This window comes from Microbacterium sp. 5K110 (assembly GCF_005774735.1).
Classification (GTDB): Bacteria; Actinomycetota; Actinomycetes; order Actinomycetales; family Microbacteriaceae; genus Microbacterium.
This window is the reverse complement of the sequence record NZ_VBUM01000023.1, coordinates 1-14,909: the sequence shown is the minus strand read 5'-3', so window position 1 is coordinate 14,909 and position 14,909 is coordinate 1. Positions and strand designations below refer to the sequence as shown.

General features: G+C 71.6%; 11 protein-coding genes and 1 tRNA gene. 4 read left to right on the top strand and 8 right to left on the bottom strand.

Annotated elements, in window-relative coordinates; genetic code table 11:
• Positions 1-31: 31 nt before the first annotated feature.
• Both FE256_RS07475 and FE256_RS07470 read left to right on the top strand, forming a co-directional pair.
• Positions 32-1,042 carry a FecCD family ABC transporter permease gene (locus FE256_RS07475; protein ID WP_138174350.1) on the top strand — a complete coding sequence of 337 codons (1,011 nt, stop codon included), beginning with the start codon at positions 32-34 and terminating at the stop codon, positions 1,040-1,042.
• Entirely contained in the window at positions 1,039-1,812 is a 774-nt protein-coding gene (locus tag FE256_RS07470) for an ABC transporter ATP-binding protein (protein WP_138174302.1), read from the top strand. The genes FE256_RS07475 and FE256_RS07470 overlap by 4 nt, the downstream gene beginning before the upstream one ends.
• Before the next feature lie 34 nt (positions 1,813-1,846).
• Here the strand turns inward: FE256_RS07470 and FE256_RS07465 are convergent, their stop codons facing one another.
• The 3 genes from FE256_RS07465 to FE256_RS07455 form a co-directional block, all read right to left on the bottom strand.
• The gene (locus FE256_RS07465; protein ID WP_138174300.1) at positions 1,847-2,260 is read right to left on the bottom strand and encodes a hypothetical protein; all 414 of its coding nucleotides are present in this window, start codon (positions 2,258-2,260) and stop codon (positions 1,847-1,849) included.
• Positions 2,261-2,337: 77 nt separating this feature from the next.
• A complete protein-coding gene (locus tag FE256_RS07460) occupies positions 2,338-5,445 on the bottom strand; it encodes an alpha/beta hydrolase (protein ID WP_138174299.1) in 3,108 nt (1,035 codons plus the stop codon).
• 177 nt (positions 5,446-5,622) lie between these two features.
• Positions 5,623-8,139, bottom strand: a complete 2,517-nt coding sequence (locus tag FE256_RS07455; RefSeq protein WP_138174298.1) for an MMPL family transporter — start codon at positions 8,137-8,139, stop codon at positions 5,623-5,625.
• Positions 8,140-8,247: 108 nt separating this feature from the next.
• Here FE256_RS07455 and FE256_RS07450 point away from each other — a divergent pair, with 108 nt between their 5' ends.
• Complete coding sequence (locus tag FE256_RS07450; RefSeq protein ID WP_138174296.1) at positions 8,248-8,826, top strand: TetR/AcrR family transcriptional regulator; 579 nt, start codon at positions 8,248-8,250, stop codon at positions 8,824-8,826.
• 171 nt (positions 8,827-8,997) lie between these two features.
• On the opposite strand, the gene FE256_RS07445 is transcribed toward FE256_RS07450, so the two are convergent.
• The 3 genes from FE256_RS07445 to FE256_RS07435 all read right to left on the bottom strand — a co-directional run bounded on the left by FE256_RS07445 (position 8,998) and on the right by FE256_RS07435 (position 11,744).
• Positions 8,998-9,069, bottom strand: a tRNA-Gln gene (locus FE256_RS07445).
• A 169-nt stretch (positions 9,070-9,238) separates the two neighbouring features.
• Positions 9,239-10,753 (bottom strand): glutamate--tRNA ligase, encoded by a 1,515-nt coding sequence (gltX, locus tag FE256_RS07440; RefSeq protein WP_138174294.1) that lies wholly within the window; start codon positions 10,751-10,753, stop codon positions 9,239-9,241.
• 10 nt (positions 10,754-10,763) lie between these two features.
• Positions 10,764-11,744 (bottom strand): LysR family transcriptional regulator, encoded by a 981-nt coding sequence (locus FE256_RS07435; protein WP_138174292.1) that lies wholly within the window; start codon positions 11,742-11,744, stop codon positions 10,764-10,766.
• Positions 11,745-11,825: 81 nt separating this feature from the next.
• Between FE256_RS07435 and FE256_RS07430 the strand changes: the two genes are divergently transcribed.
• Complete coding sequence (locus FE256_RS07430; protein WP_138174290.1) at positions 11,826-12,893, top strand: aminotransferase class V-fold PLP-dependent enzyme; 1,068 nt, start codon at positions 11,826-11,828, stop codon at positions 12,891-12,893.
• On the opposite strand, the gene FE256_RS07425 is transcribed toward FE256_RS07430, so the two are convergent.
• Together FE256_RS07425 and FE256_RS07420 are read right to left on the bottom strand one after the other, a co-directional pair.
• Positions 12,877-14,118, bottom strand: coding sequence for an MFS transporter (locus FE256_RS07425; RefSeq protein ID WP_138174288.1), 1,242 nt, complete (start codon positions 14,116-14,118; stop codon positions 12,877-12,879). The two genes, FE256_RS07430 and FE256_RS07425, sit on opposite strands and share 17 nt — an antisense overlap.
• Entirely contained in the window at positions 14,111-14,878 is a 768-nt protein-coding gene (locus FE256_RS07420) for a fumarylacetoacetate hydrolase family protein (RefSeq protein ID WP_138174286.1), read from the bottom strand. The genes FE256_RS07425 and FE256_RS07420 overlap by 8 nt, the downstream gene beginning before the upstream one ends.
• Positions 14,879-14,909: the final 31 nt, after the last annotated feature.

The window sequence follows — 14,909 nt, the reverse complement described above, 5'->3', positions numbered from 1 at the left end:
GGTCGCGGCTCCGGTGCGCGCACGCGCGCGGATGCCGCTGGGTCTTCTCCTCACCCTCGGCGGGGCGGTCGCCCTCGTGCTCTCGCTCGGCGTCGCGATCACGCTCGGTCCCGCCGATGTCTCGCTCGTCAACGTCCGCGACGTGGTGCTGAACCACCTCGGTCTCGCGGACATCCCCGTGCGCGCGGCCAAGGACGCGATCGTCTGGGAGGAGCGGCTTCCCCGGGCGCTCGTCGCCGCGTGCACGGGCGCGGGCCTTTCGCTGTGCGGCGTCGTCATGCAGTCGCTCCTGCGCAACCCGCTCGCGGAGCCGTTCGTACTGGGCGTGTCCTCCGGCGCCTCTACCGGCGCGGTCGTGATCGGTGTGCTCGGGGTGGGCGGCGGCATCCTGGGCCTGTCCGGCGGCGCGTTCGTCGGAGCGCTTCTCGCTTTCGGGCTCGTGCTCCTGTTGGCCCGGTTCACCTCGGGCGGAACCTCCGGCGTCGTGCTCGCGGGCGTCGCCAGCACCCAGTTCTTCTCGGCGCTGACGTCGCTGGTGGTGTTCGCGGTCGCGGACTCCGACGAGACGCGAGGCGTGATGTTCTGGCTCCTCGGATCGCTCGAGGGCATGCGGTGGGACAACGTCGCGCTGTGCGCCGCGGTCGTCGCGGCCGGTGCGGTGGTGTGCCTCCTCGCCGCCCGAGCGTTGGACGCCTTCGCCTTCGGCGACGACGTGGCGTCCTCGCTCGGCATCCCCGTCGCCCGCACCCGCATCGGCCTCCTGGTCGTCACCGCGCTCATGACCGCGACGCTGGTCAGCGTGGTCGGCGCGGTGGGCTTCGTCGGGCTCGTCGTACCGCACGCGGTGCGACTGCTGGTCGGACAGCGGCACGTCCGCGTGCTGCCGGTGTCCCTCGTCGTGGGCGCCGTGTTCATGGTGTGGGTGGATGCCGCCACCCGCACCCTCTTCGCCCCCACTCCCCTGCCGGTCGGCGTCGGCACCGCCATCATCGGGGTGCCCGTGTTCGTGGCGCTCCTCGTCCGCCGGAGGAAGCGCGCATGACCCTCGAGACGCGCAACGTGCACTGGACCCGCGGCGGGGCGCTCGTCGTGGACGGGGTCTCGCTCCGGCCCGCCCCCGGCAGCACGGTGGGACTGCTCGGGCCGAACGGGTCGGGCAAGTCCTCGCTGCTGCGCCTGCTGCAGGGCGCGGCGCGTCCCGATACGGGCGACGTGCTTCTCGACGGAGCACCGCTGCGCACACGCGGACGCCGCGAGGTCGCCCGGGCGGTCGCGGTCGTCACGCAGCACGCCGAGACCGACACCGACATCGTCGTGCGCGACGTGGTGCGCCTCGGGCGCACACCCCACCGCCCGATCTGGGGTGGGTCGAGCCCGGAGGACGAGGCCGCCATCGACGGCGCCCTCGCGCGCGTCGGGCTCGCCGACAAAGCGGACCGGCTCTGGCACACGCTTTCCGGCGGTGAGCGTCAGCGTGCGCAGATCGCTCGAGCGCTCGCGCAGGAACCCCGCGAGCTGCTCCTGGACGAACCGACGAACCACCTCGACATCCGGCACCAGCTCGACATCCTCGCGCTGGTCGCCGCGCTCCCGGTCACGAGCATCATCGCGCTGCACGATCTCAATCTCGCCGCGACCTACTGCGACCACATCGTCGTCCTCAAACGCGGTGCCGTCGTGGCCGGCGGGCACCCGGATGAGGTCCTCACCCCGGATTTGATCGCCGAGGTCTACGGTGTGCGCGCACGCGTCCTGCGCGACGAGGCCGCGGAGCGTGCGACGATCGTGTTCGAGGGGCCGTTGGCATCCTGAAGCGTGCGGCGCGAGCGGTGGCCGCCGCGGTGGATCAGGGAGCGACGACCGAGATGGTGAACTGGATCTCGCCGCCGTCGGGGGCGGTGAGCGTCGCTTCGGTGGAGCCGATGGCGCGAGCCTCGAAACCGGGCCGGAACGTCGCCCCTTCGTCGGATCCGCCGGCCGAGAACTCCGCGATCGCGGGATCAGCGGTGGTGCCCCGCCACTGATCCTCGGTTCCGTCCTCGACCGCGATCACCAGAGCGGTGCCGACGACGACAGACACATCGGTGCCGTCGAGTTCTCCCGGCGACAGGATCGTCGGCGGCAGGGCCTGCAGGCCCCCCGCGGTGGCCGAGCTGGGCGCCGAGCCGCCGCCGGTGGTGGACGGCGTCCCGGCCGGGGCGCACCCGGCCGAAAGGAGCACCACGGCGGCGAGGACGGCGAGCACGGACGAACGCTTCATCAGGACCGCTTCTCGAGACGCATGTCTTCGATCGGATGCTATCGCTCGACGAGCGGGGCGTCCGGTACGCCGCCCCCTCAGCGCCCGCGTCGGCGGCGTGCCTCGACGGTCACGGCGCCGCCGGCGGCGGCCGTCAGCGCCGCTCCCAGAGCCACCGCGAGCCACAGCGCCCCGTCCACGCCGGACCGCGCGAGCGTTCCACCGGCCCGACTGTCAGCGACGACCGGGGGCGTCGTCACGGACGGGCTGGGTGCCGGCGAAGTGGTCGGGGTCGGGGTCGGGGTCGGCACCGACGCGCCGATGCGCACGCTCGCCTGCTGCACGCGTGCCGAGCCGGCGCCCTCCGCGCGCACCGACGTCGCGCCCAGTGCGGCGTCCGCGGCGATCGTCGTCTCGATGACCGCGGTACCGTCCGCGTCCGCGATCACCCACGGCAGTGCCGCCCCGGCGATCTGCGCGAGGACCGCTTCCCCGACGCGGAAGCCGGTCGCGGTCAGCCGAAGCGTGTCACCACGGCGGGGCTCGGCATCCGAGACCTCCAGCGTCCCGGGCGTCCGGGCGGCGGCGAGTTCGGCGCACACGTCACCCTGCACGCCGAAGGCCGGCACGGGGGCGGCGTCGTCACCCTGAACGCCGTCGTCCTCACGCACCACGATGTCAGCGAAGTCCCCCGACCCCGACACCGCTCCCCGGCCCGTCGTCGCCGCGGTTCCCGCGACCGACACCCCCGCTGCGGAGGGATCCGTGTTGCCGACGATGAGCACAGGGACGGGGAGACACGTCTGGCCCGGTGCGAAGGTGAAGCGCTCACCCCCGAGACCCGCCGGGGGCGCCTCGCCACCCGACCCCGGGTTCGTGCTGACGAACGCGCTCACCGGCTCGTCCCAGGCCCTGTCCAGCCACACCGCAATGGCCGCGGTACGCGGCTCGGATCCCTCCTCCACGCGGGTCTCGGCGACGCTGACCGCCGGGCGCGCCACGGGATCGGGGTCGCCGGCCGACGGGGAGTCGAAAGCAAGGTCTGACAGCAGAAGGGACCCGGATGCCGACGCGTCGGCGCCGACTCCCGGCTCCAGCACCACCTCTCGCACGTCGGAGAGGTCGATGTCCACGACCCGGTCGAGCGGGAGGGTGATCTGCTGCAGCACGACCTTGTCGAGTCCGATGGCACCGCCGGGCAGACGATTGACCGCGTACGGATTGAGCGACGAGGCGCTGACGGAGAATTCGGCACCGGATCCGTCGACGAGCTTCACGGAGAATTCCGTCCCCATCGCGACGTCATCGCCTGGCGCGGCCTTCAGCGTCAGCTGCACGCGGTCGCGCACGTCGCGCTGCTCGGCGGCGAGGGATACGTGCAGGCTCGCGCCGGACGCCTCGGTCCACTCCAGGCGGGTCGCGGGGAACAGCGGCACGAACGGCGCGAGGAAAGCGGGGTTCCAGTGCGGCACCGCACCACCCCAGTGGGAGGAGCAGGAGGGTTCGGATGCCGTCGGCATGGAACCTTCGCAGGGCGTCGCCACAGCTGCGCCTTCGACGGACACACGGGCGCCCTTGCCCGCGAAGTCCGTGATCAGGTCGGTGTCCGAGCGCGGCTGGGTGGCCATCACCCGCACGTCGGCGAAGGGCGTGAGGGTGGTCGACGGAGCGACGGACCCGTCGAACAGGGGACGGAACCGCTCCTCGCCCCCGAGCGTGAGGCGGAAGAAGCCCGTCATGTACGACACCCCGACCTGGTACTGCTCCGCGGCGCTGAGGCGCGTGCTGTCGACGGTCGCGCAGCTCGAGGTCGTGTCCTCGGGGTTCCAGTCATCGGCTCCGCCCACCGGATACTCCCCCGGCGTCCATACCGAGCTGAAGAAATTGTGGTTGGCACCCATGACCCACATCGCCGACCGCAGGACGTCGTCGCCGAACGCGCGGCGGGAGTCGTCGATGTACTTCTGCCCCTGCTGGTCGGACACGTCGCCGTCGCAGTACGGCAGCACGGCCAGGGTCGTCACGTCGGAGAGGGTGCGGCGGGCGAAATCGGTCGGGGCCAACGGGAGCACGGCCAGGATGCCGTAGCGGTCATCGGCCGCGGCGTTCAGCTGGGCGGCGGAAACGACGCCTTCGCCGCCCCGCGAGTGGCCCATGAGGCCCACGCGGTCCAGATCGAACCGGCCGTCGAGATCGGCCGCGGTCACGCCCGAAGGCGGGGCCGGCTGATCGGCGCGTGAGGTGGCGCGCTCCAGGGCATCGTCGAACGTGCGGGTCACGGCATCCTGACCCTCCGGGCGATCCTCGTACGAGACCTCCGCCCCACGCGCGAGTCGGTCGAGCATCTCGAGAGTGTCCAGCACCAGACGGCCGCGCGCCTGCGCGCCCTGGTCGAGGGTGAACTCCGAATCGGTGGCGTTGATGGCGTTGGCCGAGATCGACACGACGTTATAACCGTGCGAGGCGAGGGCACGGCCCGTGCCCTCGTATCCGAGGTAGGACCGGATCTGCATCTGGGCGCTCGGGCAGGGCCAGTCCGCGGTCGATTCACCCGACACGGCGTCACCGCACGTGGCATGCCGGCCGTGTTCGAGCACGACGACCGGCCGGGGGCCGGATGCGGAACTCAGGTAGATCTTGCCCACCATCTCGCCACGGGCGTCGCGGTAGCCCGCGAGGTCGATCGCCGCGTCACCGAAGTCGTACTCCGCCTCGGTCACCGTGTACGGACCGGGCTCCGCGGGATCGATGACGGGGTCGGCGGGAGCGAGCGCGTCGAGCTGCCGCTTGAGCATGTCGTTCTCGGGGTCGGGGGCGCGCCGCTGGCCGGAGTCGTCTGCCCCGTCCTCTCCCGCCTTCGGGCCCGATCCCGACGCCCAGCCCTTCTCGACCTCTTGGGCCGTGGCGACGCGGTCGTCGAACGTCGTCACCGTGAGGGTGCGTCCGCCGTCCTCGGTCCGCGCGATCCCGATCGGTTCCCCGTCGACGATGATCGTGGGCGCGTCGCTCACGATCGGGAGCGGCTCCTCCAGACGAAGGGTGACGGTGTGCCCGCCGGCGGCGCGCTCGACGGTCCACGCCGGCCCCGATGCGACGACGACATCGTCGGGGCTCTGGGCCGAGGCGGGGGCGGCTACCGCCCCGGTGATGAGCAGCGCGAGGAGCGAGGCGACGGCGATGTGCCGGCGCCGAGGAAGAATGTGCATCGGTGCGACTCCGGGGTCGGTCGGGCGATCGACCCCGGGGACACGACGATCCCCCAGGTCACGTGATCCCCGCATTCAAGCAGACCGGAGCGAGGGAGCGCGAGTATTTCCGACCGTCACCGGCGCTCTGGGGTCGCCCTCACCACGACTCCGGTTACGCGCGCTACCCTCGCGGGCTCACTCCCCCCGGACGTCGACGTGATGGACCGGATGCCGGCGCTCAAGCGCCGCGCCTTCCACATCGACGTTCGGCACGATGCGATCGAGCCAGCGCGGCAGCCACCACGCCGCGCGGCCGAGCAGGTGCATGAGCGCGGGCATCAGCAGCATCCGCACGACGAAGGCATCGAAGAGCACCCCGAGCGCGAGTCCGAGGCCGATCGACTTGATGATGACCGACTCGGAGGTGATGAAGCCCGAGAAGACCGCGACCATGATGAGCGCCGCGGCGATCACGACCGTGCGACCGGCGCGGAACCCCTGCACGACGGCGAGCCGAGCCGGCGCGCCGTGCGCCCAGGCCTCACGCATCCCGGAGGCGAGGAAGAGCTGGTAGTCCATCGCGAGGCCGAACAGGATGCCGACGAGGATGACCGGCAGGAAGCTCAGGATCGGGCCCGGGTTGTGCACGCCGAAGAGTTCCCCGAACCATCCCCACTGGAACACGGCAGTCACCGCCCCGTACGTGGCGAAGAGCGAGAGCACGAATCCGGCGGTCGCGATCAGCGGGACCAGGAGCGACCGGAACACCATGACCATGATCAAGAACGACAGGCCGACGACGACGAGGAGGTAGAGCGGGAGCACATCCGCGAGCCCCTCTGAGATATCGATGTTGATGGCCGCCTGCCCGGCGACGCCGAGGACGATATCGCCGTCGACGGGCGGGAGATCACGCAGGTCGCGCACGAGTTCCTCTGTCGAGGCGCTGCTCGGACCCTCGGCGGGGATCACCTGGAACGCGGTGAGCCGGTTGTCGTCTGAGAGCGCCACGGGCGCGACCGCGACGACGTCCTCCTGAGCGACGAGCACGCGCGCAACGCTCAGCTGGGCATCGAGTGCGGCATCGTCGTCGAGCCCGGCCGGCAGCGACGCCGTCACGAGCAGCGGCCCGTTCGCCCCGGCGCCGAAGGACTCTGCCGTCAGGGTGTAGGCCCGATAGCCGGACGAGTCGGTGGCCTCCGACCCACCATCGGGCAAGCCGAGGCGCATCGACAGCGACGGGATCGCCACAGCGAGCAGCGCGGCGGTGGCGATGACGACGGTGAGCACGGCGCGCAGGGTCGACATCGGACGGACGGAGCGCGATCGCTGGGCCCCGGCATCCGGTTCGGCGGCGCGGGCACGCGCGATGGCGCGCTTGCTCAGAATGCGGTGCTTCGCGAGCCCCAACAGCGCGGGCGTGAGCGAGACGGCGATCAACACGGCGACCGCGACGCTGACCGCGCCCGCCGTTCCCATGACTCCCAGGAAGGGAACGCCCGTGATGTTGAGCGCCAGGAGCGCGACGATGACCGTGGCGCCCGCGAACACGACCGCGTTGCCGGCGGTGCCGTTGGCCAGTCCGATCGACTCGTGGAGATCGGCACCGTCGAGCAGCTGCCGCCGGTGCCGATAGATGATGAAGAGCGAGTAGTCGATGCCGACGGCGAGCCCGAGCATCACGCCGAGGATCGGGGTCACCGAGGCCATCTGGACGACACCCGAGAACGACAGCGTCGCCAGGGCCCCGATCGCGACACCGACCAGCGCGGTCACGATCGGGAACGCGGCGGCGAGAATCGAGCCCAGCACCACGATGAGGACGATGGCGGCCACGGCCACACCGACTGCCTCACCGACACCGAGGATCTCGGGAACGCCCTGCGAGATGTCGGTGGAGAAGGCGACCTCGACGCCCTCGATCGGCTCGGCCTCGAAGTGCTCGACCACCGCGTCCTTCGACGTTTGCGCGAGCTCCAGGCGCGGCTCGGAGAACCGCACGTTGACGATCGCGGTAGCGCCATCCTCCGAGACGACGCGGATGCCGTCCGCGAACGACAGCGGTTCGGCCCCCTGTTCGAGCTCGGCTTCGTTAGCCTCGATCGTGGCGAGGCCCTCCGCGAGCTGTTGACGCTGGTCGTCGATGACCGCCTGCTGCGCATCGAGCTGGCTCTGCTGGGCGTCGAGCGCCGTGGCCGGCAGTCCCTGCGCCTCGAGCTGGGAGCGCGTCGCGTCGAGCTGCGCCTGGCCGGCATCCAGCTGCGCCTGCCCGGCATCCAGCTGTTCGGCTCCCGACTCCGCCCGCGCCCGCGCATCCGCGAGTTGCGTCCGTCCGTCCTCGATCTGCTGTCGGCGGTCGGCCAGCTGTTGGGCGGTCGCGAAGGGATCGATCACGCCGGACACATCGGGAAGGTCGCGGGCAGATTCGGCGAGCTCGGTGATGTCGCTGCGCTGGTCCTCGGTGAACGCGGCGCCGTTCTCGGTGTGGAAGACGACGGTGCCCGAGGCGCCACTGAAGTCGGGCAGCTGTTCCTCGAGCTCGGCGATGACGTCGCCCGAGGCCGTCCCGGGGATGTCGAAGCTGGAACTCAGACCGGCAAACCCCACGAGGAAGCCGCCGACAGCGATGCCGAGGATCGCGACCCAGCTCACGATCACGGTCCACGCCCGTCGAGCGGCAAACGACCCCAGGCGATGCAACAGTTCGGCCACGACTCTCCTTCGGATTCGCGGAGGCGTGCCCCATCGATGGGGCCTCCTCCGCATCGATCGGCTCGGCTAAGATAACACGGACCGTCTCGTCTACTCTGAGGAGCCCTCATGACGCTTCCCCGCAGCGGCCCCGTCCGTAGCGAAGCCGCGCGCCACGCGATCCTCGACGCCGCCGCCGGCCTGCTGGCCGAGCGCGGTTACGACCATCTGACGATGGAGGGCATCGCCGGCCGGGCCGGTGTCGGCAAGCAGACCATCTACCGCTGGTGGCCCTCGAAGGGCGCCGTCATCGCCGAGTGCCTGCTGGAAGGCAAGCTGCTGGCCGGCCGACTCGTGCTCCCCGATACCGGCGACATCCGCCGCGACCTGACCGACTGGCTCGCCGAGGTCTTCGCGCTCCTCGAGTCTCCTCAGGGCGAGATGATCCTGCGATCGCTGATCGCGGCGGCCGCGGAGCATGCCGAAATCGGACGACGGCTACGCGACAGCCTGGCGGGATCGGAATCGATCTCGGGGCGTCTCGAGCGGGCGATCGGAACGACACCCAACCTGCCCGAGGGCGCGCCCGTCGAGCAGATCACGGAGGCGCTCATCGGCGCAGTGCTGCTGCGGGCGCTGAGCCGCGCCCCCATCGAGCCCGGCGACGCCGAGCGGCTGCTCGACGCCGTTCTCGGCCCGCAGTCCTGACCGGACTGGGGTCGAGTGTGCCTCAGGCGAGTGACCCGACCGCGCGTCGGATCCCCCTGCGCCCCGCCGCAGTGGCGCCTGCCGACCCCACTGATCTCCCGCGGAGCGGTGGCCTCCTCGACCAGGGCACCGCAAACAAAAAAGACCCTCGAGAACCGAGGGTCTTACTTGCTGGGGTACCTGGACTCGAACCAAGAACAACGGAACCAGAAACCGCCGTGTTGCCAATTACACCATACCCCAAGGCGCTGAACCGAAGCTCGTGCCGAGGATCAAGCTTACGTGACGCGAGGCCGTGCGCCAAACCGACGCCGCCCCGCGCGCGTCGCGGCGTCGGCTTCCCGGCATCCGGAACGAGAACGCGCGGATGCCGACACCGGCATCCGCGCGCTTGCGTCGCTGAGGAAGAGCCTCAGCCCAGGTGCTGCACGAGGGCGTCGAGGCGGCGGAGGGTCTCGGCCTTGCCGAGGAGCTCCATCGACTCGAACAGCGGCGGCGACACCCGGCGACCCGTCAGGGCGACGCGGGGCGGACCGTAGGCCACGCGGGGCTTGAGCCCCAGCTCCTCGACGAGAGCGCGCGAGAGCGCTTCCTGCACGGCAGCGGCGGTGAACTCCCCCTCGGGCACGAGTTCGAGCGCGCCGACGGAGGCGACGAGCACCTCGCCCGCGTTGGCGGGCAGGCCCTTCAGCGCGTCCTCGGCGTACTCCACGTCGGAGACGAAGAGGAATCCGAGCATCCCGGGAACCTCACCCAGCAGTTGCACACGCTCCTGCACGAGAGGCGCCGCGGCGGCGATGATCGCCCGGTGCTCCTCGCTCGGCTCTTCGGCGATCAGACCGGCACCGGCGAGGTACGGGACGATCCGCGCCGCGAAGTCGTCGGCGTCCAGCATTCGAATGTGGTCGCCGTTGATCGCCTCGGCCTTCTTCTGGTCGAAGCGGGCCGGGTTGGGGTTCACGTCGGCGATGTCGAACGCCGCGATCATCTCGTCGAGCGAGAACACGTCGCGGTCGTGCGAGAGCGACCAGCCGAGCAGCGAGAGGTAGTTGAGCAGCCCCTCGTGGATGAAGCCCTTCTCGCGCTGCAGGAACAGGTCGGCCTGCGGGTCGCGCTTGGAAAGCTTCTTGTTGCCGGTCTCGCCGAGCACGAGCGGCATGTGGCCGAAGCGCGGGATGTACGTCGTCACACCGGCATCCAGCAGGGCGCGGTACAGCGCGAGCTGACGCGCCGTCGACGGCATGAGGTCCTCGCCGCGGATGACGTGGGTGATGCCCATGAGGGCGTCGTCGACGGGGTTCACGAACGTGTAGAGCGGGATGCCGCCGGCCCGCACGATCACGAAGTCGGGGAACGACCCCGCCGGGAAGGTGACCTCGCCGCGGATGAGGTCGACGAACGTCAGATCTTCGTCGGGCACGCGCACGCGCCACGCGGGCTCGCGACCCTCGGCGCGGAAGGCGGCCTTCTGCTCGTCGGTCAGGTCGCGGTCGAAGTTGTCGTAGCCGAGCTGCTTGGCGCGGCCGTTGGCCTCGTTGCGCGCGTCGATCTCTTCGGCGGTCGAGTAGCTCTCGTACACGGCGCCGGCGGCGACGAGCTTGTCGAGCACCTCGCGGTAGATCTCGTGACGCTGCGACTGCCGGTACGGCGCGTGCGGTCCGCCGACCTCGACACCCTCGTCCCAGTCGATGTTCATCCAGCGCAGCGCCTCGAGGAGCTGCTGGTAGCTCTCTTCGCTGTCGCGCGCGGCGTCGGTGTCTTCGATGCGGAAGACGAGCTTGCCACCGTTGTGCCGGGCGTACGCCCAGTTGAACAGCACCGTGCGGATCAGACCGACGTGCGGCAGCCCTGTCGGTGAGGGGCAGAACCGGACGCGAACGTCGGCGCCGGTGGCGGTCGTGGTGCGGGGATCGGGCGTGGCAGACATCCCCTCGATCCTACTCGCGGGCGCGCGCCGATCCGGGGGTGCGAGCGACCGGATGCCGGTACTCGGCGAGCATCTCGTCCATGACCTGCAGCGCGGCCCCGACGGCGGGCACGCGTTCCGCACCGCGCGCGGTCACGACGTGCAGCGTGCGAGCCTCGGCGGCAGGCAGGCGCGGCGCCGCTATCCCGGCGACGAGCGGGAGGGATGCCACGGCCATGCGCGGCAAGATCGCGACGCCGACCCCCTGGGCCACGAGGTTCTCGACGGCGATGTAGTTGTCGGTCTCGAACGCGATGTCGGGGAGGAACCCCGCGCGCCCGCAGGCCTCGAGCAGGTGGCCACGACACTGGGGGCACCCGGCGATCCACCGCTCCCCCGCCAGCTGCGACAGGTCGATCGGACCGCCGTCCGCGGCGGGGTGCTCGATCGGCACGACCAGCACGGTGTCGTCGCCCCCCACCGTCCGCACCGAGAGCCCGCTCGCCGCGGAGTCCGAGTGCTCGCCCCGGTCGCCCGGGTAGCTGTAGGTGAGCGCGATGTCGGCGCGGTCCTCGCGCACGGCGGCGATGGCGTCGGGCGGCTCCGCCTCGACGAAGCTGATCGACACCCCCGGTCGGCGCGCCGAGACCGCCGCGATCACCCGCGGCACGACCGTGGAGGACGCCGAAGGGAAGGCCGCGATCCGTACGCGCCCCGCGCGCAGACCGCGGAGCTCCGCGAGGTCGCCGGCCGCGGCATCCAGGGCCGTCGTCACGGTGGCCGCGTGTCGGGAGAGCATCCGCCCCGCCTCGGTCAACCGCACGCCGCGGCCGACGCGCTCGACGATCGGCAGGCCGGCCCGACGCTCGAGGCGCCGCAGTTGCTGGCTCACCGCGGGCTGGCTGTACCCCAGGGCGCGCGCGGCAGCGGTGATGGACCCGGTGTCGGCGATCGCTTTCACCACGCGCAGGGCGTGGGCGTCGAGGCCGTCGTCGATGGGCGCGTCGGTCATGCGAACACATAACCAGATCGAATGTTTCTCATGCAATACCTGCCGTAGTGGAATGCGTGGAAGGGTCGGCATCCTGGATCCATGACGCTCGCCCCGCACTTCGCCGGCGGTCGCGACTACCTCGCGGCCTGCACCATCGGCCTCCCGTCCCGCGCGACCGTGGCGGCTCTCTCGTCCGACCTCGCGGCCGCGGCATCCGGTCGCCCCGACGTGGCAGCCGCCACCCGCGCCGTCGAAGACGCGCGCCGCTCCTACGCGCAGCTGGTCCGCGCGCCGGTGTCGCAGGTCGCGATCGCCGCGCAGACCTCCGTCGCCGTCTCGCTCATCGCCGCGTCGGTGCCCGAGGGCGCCGAGGTGCTGTGCCCGGAGGGCGACTTCGCCTCGCTCGTCGCCCCGTTCGCGCACACGATCCGCGGCATCCGCCTGCGCACCGTCCCGCTCGCCCGTCTCGCCGACGAGATCACCGCGGACACGTGGCTCGTCGCGTTCTCGCTCGTGCAGTCCGCGACGGGCGAGGTCGCCGACGCGATGGCCATCGCCGCGGCCGCCGCGCGCACGGGCACCCGCACGCTGTGCGACCTCACTCAGGCCGCGGGATGGCTCCCCGTGGATGCCACCCTGTTCGACGCCACCGTCTGTCACGCCTACAAGTGGCTGTGCGCGCCGCGCGGCGTCGCCTTTCTCACTCTCTCGCCCTCGTTCGCGGCGGGGCTGAGGCCCGTGCAGGCCGGGTGGTACTCCGGCGACGACCCGTGGGCCTCGTGCTACGGCGCGGAGGCGCGACTGGCGCCCGACGCCCGGCGCTTCGACGTGTCGCCCGCGTGGCAGGCGTTCGTCGGCGCCGCCCCCGTGCTGGAGATGTTCGCCACCGCCGACGCTGCCGCCGTCCACGCGCATGCCACGGGGCTCGCCGCGCGGTTCCGCGCGGGCCTCGACCTCGCCGACCCCGATCGCCCCTCCGCGATCGTCACCTGGCCGGATGCCGAGGGCTGCGCGCTCGCGCGACTCACGGCATCCGGGATCATCGCCTCCGGACGGGCCGGACGCGCCCGCGTCGCGTTCCACGTCTTCAACGACGAAGACGACGTCGACCGCGCACTCCGCGCACTCCGGGTGGAGCGGACCGCTCCGGTCAGCCTCGCGCTCTGACCCACACCGCCCCGAGACACACCGCCGCGACCGGCACGAGCGCCCACAGGGCCAGGCCGCCGTACCCTGCCACCCCGAGGATGAGCCCGGCCGCGACCGAGCCGACCGCCGCGCACGCGGTCATCAGCGTGTCACTGCGCCCCTGACGACGCGGCCGTCCGGCCACCGGGGTCGCCTCGGTCAGCAGCGCCGACCCGGCGACGGTGGCCGCGCTCCAGCCGAGCCCGAGGAGCACGAGAGCGACGAGCACGCCGGCCTGCGACCACGACAGGGTCGCCGCCACCGCCAGAGCCGCCGCGAGCAGCACCTGACCGAGGAGCACGATCGGAATGCGGCCCACGCGGTCGGCCAGGATGCCGAAGATCGGCGACAGGCCGTACATGCCGAACACGTGCAGCGCGATCGTGACCCCGACCGCGAGGGTCACGGCATCCGGGGCGACGATGTGCGAGAGGTGGACGGGCGTCATCGCCATCACCGACGCCATCGTGACGTGCGAGGCCGCCACCGCGAGCATCGCGTACCGCGCGAGCCGGGGCCGATCGACGACGGAATCCTCGACCGACCGCGAGCTGTCGCGCGCCTGACGCTGCGCCAGCAGCAGCGGGTCCGGCCTCAGCACGAGCACGTACAGCGCCAGGGCGCACGCCTGGGCTGCGAACGAGAAGAGGTACGCCCCCGTGAGCCGCGGCATCCCGATGCCCGCCCCGAGCACTTCTCCCGGCGCGAGCAGCAGCGGCCCCACGACCCCGCCCACCGTCGTCGCCCACACGACCGTTGCGAGGTCTCGGCCCCGGCGACGGGTGCTCGCGAGGTCGGTCGCGGCGAACCGCGCCTGCAGCGTGCCGGCGTTGCCCGCACCGATGAGGGCGATGCCGACGAGCAGTACCGGGAACAGGCGCGTCGAAGCGGCCAGCACCACGATCGCGATGCCGACGAGCGCGGCGATGTTCCCCGCGCTCAGCGCGAAGCGGCGGCCGCGGACGGAGGCCAGACGCGCCAACGGGATCGCCGTCAGCGCCGCCCCCAGCGTGACCGCCGCCGTGGCGAAGCCCGACAGGGCGTCGTGCCCCGACAGGTCCGCCGCGAGCAGCGCACCGAGCGACAGCGTCGACCCGAACGCCACCCCGCTGAGGACCTGGCCCGAGGCCAGTACCCGCACGGTGCGACGCTGGACGGCCGCGATGTCGACCGCGGCATCCACGTCGGGGCTCGTGTCAGGCATCGCGCACGGTGTTGCGCAGCACTCCGATCCCGCTGACCTCGACCTCGACGGTGTCGCCCGCCTCGAACGGCCCGATGCCCGCGGGCGTTCCGGTGAGGATCAGATCGCCCGGCAGCAGCGTGAACACCGCGGAGGCGTACGCGATCAGGTCGGGCACCGAATGGATCATGTCGGACATGGGCCCGTTCTGCCGCACCTCGCCGTTGACGCGCGTCGTGATGACGGCGGCATCCGTGTCCAGATCGGTCTCGATGACCGGCCCGACCGGGCAGAACGTGTCGAAGCCCTTCGCGCGGGTCCACTGCCCGTCGCGGCTCTGGAGGTCGCGGGCGGTCACGTCGTTCGCGACGGTGTAGCCGAAGACGTAGTCGAGAGAGCGCTCGGCCGGGACGTTCTTGGCGATACGCCCGATCACGACCGCGACCTCGCCCTCATAGTCGGTGCGGGAGCTCACGGCGGTGGGCCGCACGATCACGTCGTCGGGACCGATCACCGACGTGTTCGGCTTGAGGAACATGAGCGGCTCGGCCGGTGCCTCGCCGCCCATCTCGGCCGCGTGGTCGTGATAGTTCTTGCCGATGCAGACGACCTTCGAGCGCGGGATCACGGGCGCGAGCAGCGTCACTTCGGTCAGCGGGATCCGCTCCCCCGTCGTGTCGAAACCCGCGAACAGCGGATCGCCCTCGAGGACGACCAGTTCGCCGTCGTCGATGATCCCGTAGCGGAGCGTTTCCTGGTGGCTGAACCGAGCGATCTTCACCCCGTCAGCCTATCGGCGGCCTCCCCCATGG